General features: G+C 65.0%; 3 protein-coding genes and 2 pseudogenes. 3 read left to right on the top strand and 2 right to left on the bottom strand.

Annotated elements, in window-relative coordinates:
- Nucleotides 1–387: 387 nt before the first annotated feature.
- Nucleotides 388–1,848, bottom strand: coding sequence for a hypothetical protein (locus tag ACFTWP_RS39985; RefSeq protein WP_380270108.1), 1,461 nt, complete (start codon nt 1,846–1,848; stop codon nt 388–390).
- 347 nt (nt 1,849–2,195) lie between these two features.
- Here ACFTWP_RS39985 and ACFTWP_RS39980 point away from each other — a divergent pair.
- From ACFTWP_RS39980 to ACFTWP_RS39970, 3 genes and pseudogenes are all read left to right on the top strand, one after another.
- Nucleotides 2,196–2,402 (top strand): annotated as a pseudogene (locus ACFTWP_RS39980) (transposase); the annotation flags it as partial.
- A 529-nt stretch (nt 2,403–2,931) separates the two neighbouring features.
- On the top strand, nt 2,932–4,758 hold the full coding sequence (locus ACFTWP_RS39975; protein WP_380270121.1) for a reverse transcriptase domain-containing protein: 1,827 nt from the start codon (nt 2,932–2,934) through the stop codon (nt 4,756–4,758).
- 71 nt (nt 4,759–4,829) lie between these two features.
- Nucleotides 4,830–5,572: pseudogene (locus ACFTWP_RS39970) on the top strand (IS5 family transposase); the annotation flags it as partial.
- A gap of 15 nt (nt 5,573–5,587) precedes the next feature.
- Here ACFTWP_RS39970 and ACFTWP_RS39965 read toward each other — a convergent pair.
- Nucleotides 5,588–6,041, bottom strand: a 454-nt coding sequence (locus tag ACFTWP_RS39965) for an integrase core domain-containing protein (RefSeq protein WP_380270107.1), incomplete at its 5' end; no start/stop codon positions are given.

The raw sequence follows: 6,041 nt of genomic DNA, 5'->3' as shown, positions 1-6,041 counted from the left end.
CCCCGCCCCGGGGCGCGGGGCGGCGGGGCTCCCCACCCCCCCCCCCGGGCCCCCCGGGCCGGGTTTGCGTGCCGGGGCGGTGTATGACCCCCCCCCCCCCCACTTCCGCTGACGCCCGTAGGCCGTCATTCGGTGTCCGAGGGGGGACACAAACCATTTCCCCACCTGGATTCGTGCTGGTCAGCGACCTGTATCTGGACTCGGCGGCGAGCGGAGCCGGGGGTTCCTGAGGCCGCCATCGCCATGGGGCAACCCCGAACGAAGGAGACGGGGGCGCTACGCGCCGTTTGCCCGCCCCGGCCGGGCCGGCTGACCCTCGCCTGCGCGGGGAGGAGGAGCCGACGGTGCCGCGGCTGTCGAAGCCCGCAGGCTGATCCCCGATGGAGGTCAGAATCCCTTTGCCTCGCGCCAGACCTTGAGCTGTGCGGCGATCTTCGTGTCCGCGCGGAGCTTGTCGGGAGTGCCCGTGAAGGCCCGGACACGCTCAAGCAGGACGCGGTCCTCCCGCTCGGTGAGCTTGGGTGCCACGAGTTCCACCAGCTCGACCCACTTCTGCCGCGGCAGCGTGTCCCCCAGCTTCGGGATGATCGACTGGAAGGCGAAGGAGCGGAGCGCGTATGCGGCCTGCGGTCCGTCGAACCGCTTGATGAGCTCGGTGTAGTAGGGCTCGGCGTTCCAGGCGGTGCCGTAGCCGTTCGTCAGGAAGACGTTCACGAGCGTGGCGACGTAGGGGGCTGTCAGGAGCTCGGGCACCTCGCCGTGGCGGCCGACGACGTCGCGGAGGCGCCGTGCGACCGGCGGCTCCTCGTAGAAGTTGTTCATTCCCTGGTGAGCCCGGAGGAGGTCATCCAGGGCCTCCTGGATCTCCACGAGTCGGTCAGACTCGGGAAGGTAGGCCGCTCCGCCGTCGACCAGCTCCAAGAGCTCCTTGGCCCGGTCGGCTCGGTCCTTGTCTGCGTTGGCTCGGAAGCGCGCGAGCTTGACTCCAAGCTCGCGGCGAGTGTCCTCGCTGACGAACGGCCAGAGCTCGGGCCAGAGCAGTCGGACGTTGTCCAGGACATGCGGGTCTGCCGTGGGCGGGGTGTAGATGCCGAACAGCCCGTTGGCCAGGTTGTTGGCCTGCTCATGAGGGAGTCCGTCGAAGAAGGTGGCCGCGTTCTTCAGCTCGGCCTCGGCGAGCGCCGCCGCCTTGACGTTGTAGAGAAGCCTGCCGATCTCCGCGACGACAGGCCGCGTCTTGAGCTGCATGACCTCCCGGATGCAGGTCTGCAACCAGTCGGCGAGCTTCAGGCCTGTCAGCTTCTCGACGTTGGGATGCGCGGCACTCGCGTGGTTCCGCATGTAGTTGATGTGGGTCAGCTGATGGTGAGCGACATCGCTGATGAGCTGGATCTTCTTGGCAGCGTCCAGCAACGCGGCGTCGTTGATCTTGGAGAGGTCGTCGCGGGTCTGAAGTGCCGCCCGACGGGCCGGGTCGCTCTCGGCGAGGTCGAAGAAGTAGGCCACGTCGAAGTCTGCCACCCGGTCCCGCAGCTGGGTGATCGTCTCGTCCCAGAGATAGCTCAGGGCGGCGTCGAACAGGCCGGCGGCTCCGGCGAGGATCATCTTGGAGATGTAGGGGGACCGTGCCAGCTGCGTGGCGTCGAGCTCGCCGAGGATGTCCGGGGTGTTCTTGAGCAGGACGTGGCGGTCCCCGGGGCTGACGATGATGTTGTCGGTCGGCAGACCCCACTCGTTGAGCACCGAGAGTATGAACTCTTCGAACGCCACCAGATCAGCGCGTGCGGCACTCACCAGATCCTTCCGCTCGGTGGATGCGGGCAGGTTCTGCGGGGCGTCAGCGCTCACGGAATCTCCTTCGTGGGTTGAGGTGGCTCTCCGCGGGGGCATCAGCGGCGGCAAGTAGAGCGAGCCTCCCCGGGTGAGGCTCTCCGAGGATATCCATCAAGGGTCTCCGCGAGCACGCTATTTCGTTAACCTGCAACGCAGTTGACGTGCTCGCGCTAGTGGCTGGACGTGCCTCCCGTTGGGCATTCCTGGGAGGTTGCGTCTGGGCCTGGGACCGGACTTCGCCGCTCCCAGGCCCAGACGCGGTGTCAGGGGCGGCCGAGGGCGCGGTGGATCCAGCCGGCGGCCGGCTAGGAGCTGTCCGGCCGATCATGTGACTGGCTCGCGTGTCACTCGTTGGTCTGGGTATGGGGCGGGATCGGCGTGGTGACTTGTCGGATGCCGAGTGGGAACGGCTGCAGCCGTTCCTTCCGGTGAGCAATGGCCGTTGCGGCCGGTGGCGGGACCACCGGCAGGTGATCGACGGGATTTTGCACCGAGTGCGGACCGGGGTGCAGTGGCGTGACCTGCCCGAGCGGTTCGGACCGTGGAAGACGGTCTACGAACGCCGTGCGCCGTGAGGCGCTTTGTTGGATCCCCGGAGTATCCGGGATGAACTCGGAGGAGGTTCTTGGGTCACCTGACTTACCTGGCGGTGAAAGCCAAAGGGGACCGTAGCATGTCAGGAAAGCGGTAGCCGATCTGAAGGTGCATGACGACGGAGCGCCGCAAGGCCCGCGCAATATGGTCAAAGCTGGATTGCTTAAAGCCTAATTTCCAGGGGCACAAGTAGAAACCCATCGGAACAGCACCTGAAACCGATGCTCTCATCCTGCCTGGCTATGTGTCGTTTGGCTGGGCACCTCCGGGATGGGAGACGCCTCCCAATGAGGGCGGCTAAGGAAATGAGTGGGCGACCTAAGTTGCGCTAGATACGTACAACAAAGACGTACCACGGGATCGCCTACGGGACGAGAGTCCTATGGTGACGGAGTGCCCGTAGTAGTCGCAGGAGTGACGACCTGCCAGGGAGGCCGGGAAAGCCGGACCGCAGGGCGAAGGGGCACAGGTGATTACGACGTCCAGGAGAGGGAGGTATGCGTAATGCAGAGTGCTGGAACAGTACTGGACGTCATTCGAGATCGCGGCAAGCGAGGTTTGCCGCTGGAGAGGATCTACAGGCAACTGTTCAACAGGGATCTCTTTCTTGTGGCGTACGGGCGCATCTACCGGAACAACGGTGCGATGACGCCTGGAGTCACAGGGGAGACGGTCGACGGAATGTCGATAGTGAAGATCGACGCGATCATCGAGAGGCTCCGTTCGGAGTCCTACCGGTGGACGCCGGTCAAGCGGGTATACATCGAAAAGAAGGGAAACTCGAAGAAGAAGCGCCCGCTCGGCTTGCCGACGTGGTCGGACAAACTCGTCGCCGAAGTGGTCCGCCTCTTGCTGGAGGCGTACTACGACGTCCAGTTCTCCGACCGATCCCACGGCTTTCGCACCGGTCGCGGATGCCACACGGCACTGCAGGAGGTAGTGAAAAGCTGGACTGGAACACGCTGGTTCATCGAGGGTGATATCTCTGATTGCTTCGGCGGTTTGGATCACGAGGTCATGCTCACGATCCTCGGGGAGAAGATCCACGATGGCCGATTCGTGCAGCTCATTCGCTGCATGCTTCGTGCTGGGTATCTGGAGGACTGGCAGTGGAACGCCACGCTCAGCGGCGCGCCACAGGGCGGGGTCGTCTCGCCCGTGCTGTCCAACATCTACCTCGACCGGCTGGACCGGTTCGTTGAGCAGGAACTACTGCCGGACTACAACCTAGGAAGGCAGAGGCGGCATCACCCTGAATACCATCGGCTGGATGCCCGGATGTGGCGGGCGGTAGCGCGCGGCGACAAGGCCGCAGCACGAGAGCTGCGTCTCAAGCGGCGCTCGCTACCGAGCTTGGACCCGCACGATCCGGGATTCCGCCGACTTCGGTACGTCAGATATGCTGACGACTGGCTACTCGGGTTTGCTGGGCCGAAGAACGAAGCCGAAGAGATCAAGTCACGGATCAGAGAGTTCCTTCATGCTGACCTGAAGCTGAGCCTCTCTGAACCAAAGACTCTCATCACGCACGCCTCCAGCCAGGCGGCGCGCTTCCTCGGCTACGAGGTCAAAGCACAGCGGTGCGACACGAAACTCACCGGCCCTCGCCGTTCAGCCAACGGCATCATTGGGCTGTTCGTGCCGCAGGAGTTAGTCCGACAGCGGTGCGCGCCGTACATGCGAAACGGGAAACCCTACCAGCGCGGAGTACTCCTCCATGACAGCGACTTCTCAATCGTCGCTGCATACCAAGCTGAGTACCGTGGACTCGTTCAGTACTACTTGCTGGCGCAGGATGTCTCACGCCTATCGCGTCTTCGCTGGGTCATGGAGACATCCATGCTCAAGACGCTCGCCTCCAAGCATCGAACCTCCGCAACGCGGATGGCTCGGAAATATAAAGCGGTCGTCGCCACTCCGGACGGTCCGCGAACATGCTTCGAGGTGAGAGTCTCACGAGGCGCCGACAAGAAACCACTGGTGGCCCGCTTCGGGGGCATCCCCTTGAAGCGGCAGCGCACGACGGAAGTCACCGACAAGGAGCCGCTGCCTATGACGTATTTCGGAAGGAACGAACTCGTCAAACGGCTCTTGGCCGACACGTGCGAGATGTGCGGGTCAACGGAAAGGGTGGAGGTTCACCATATCCGCAAGCTCGCAGACCTGAACAAGCCGGGTCGGCCCGCCCGTCCAGTGTGGGCGTTGATTATGGCGTCGCGCAGGCGAAAGACCCTGGTGGTCTGCCAGGCGTGTCACAACGGAATCCACGCCGGACGGGCTTCTTCGTCCACTCGAAGAGCGTCACTGGAGAGCGGTGTGCTGGGAAACTAGCCCGCACCGTTCGGGAAGGGGCCGTCGGAAAAGGACTCGCGCCACGAGCACCTCGCCGGCGGCCTACTTCACACCGGCTGTGGTCTGCGAACGGTACCTGGGAGCTTCTGTTGCAGCGGGTCCAGGCCGCGGCCGACGCCGCGGGTGACATCGACTGGGACGTCTCGATCGACTCGACGAGCGTGCGCGCGCACCAGCACGCGGCCGGCGCCCGCAATGACCCGCCGCCCGCTCTTGCCGCTTCAAAGGGGGACGAGGGGGCGGAACACCAGGCCGAACCCCCATGGCAGAGCCTGGTCGCCCGGCTGGCGGAGGTGGTGCAGGAGGTGAGGGACTGGGCCGCTCGCGGGGCGGCTTCACCAGCAAGATCCACCTGAGCGCCGACGGACGCTGCCGCCCGCTGTCCCTGATCGTCACGCCCGGACAGTGGGGCGACAGCCCCCAGTTCAAGCCGGTGCTGGAGAAGATCCGCGTTCCCCGCCTTGGACCGGGCAGGCCCCGCAAGAAACCCGACAGCGTCTCCGCAGATAAGGCCTACAGCAACCGCCCCTGCCGCGAATACCTGCGACGTCGCGGCATCCCGCACACGATCGCAGAGAAGACCGACAGCCAGGCCGCCCGCCTGCGCAAAGGCTCACGCGGCGGACGGCCACCCGGCTTCGACGAGGACCGCTACAAGAAGCGCAACACCGTCGAACGGGCCATCAACAAGCTCAAGAACCACCGCGCAGTGGCCACCCGCTACGACAAGCGCAGCTACGTGTTCCTCGGCACCGTCACCGCAGCTGCCCTCGTCATCTGGCTCCGCACATGATCGGCCGGACAGCTCCTAGGTGTATTGACCCGCGGGGTTGTTGACGCGCGTCATCGGGGGTTGGCCTCCGAGGGCGGTGTGGCTGCGGTGGTGGTTGTAGGTGTGGAGGAAGGGTTCGAGGGCCTCGGCGCGTTCGGCGTTGCTGGCGTAGGGCTGCAGGTAGGCCCATTCGTCGAGCAGGGTGCGGTTGAAGCGTTCGACCTTGCCGTTTGTCTGGGGCCGGTAGGGCCGGGTTCGCTTGTGGGCGATTCCGGCTGCGGCAAGGACCTCGTGCCAGGCGTGTGACCTGTAGCAGGAGCCGTTGTCGGTCAGGACGCGCTCAACGGTGATGCCGAGGCCGGTGAAGAATGCCTGGGCCCGTCGCCAGAAGGCCACGGTGTCGGCGTACGGCTTTAACTCCCCATCCGCGTACACGTGAACGTCCCCAGGCGCCAGGCCACTTCCGCCTCCCGGGCCTTGGGGTGTGAGC

The organism is Kitasatospora sp. NPDC057015 (genome assembly GCF_042673745.1).
GTDB lineage: Bacteria > Actinomycetota > Actinomycetes > Streptomycetales > Streptomycetaceae > Kitasatospora.
The sequence above is the reverse complement of the archived record's forward strand: the minus strand, read 5'-3'. Positions and strand labels throughout refer to the sequence as shown.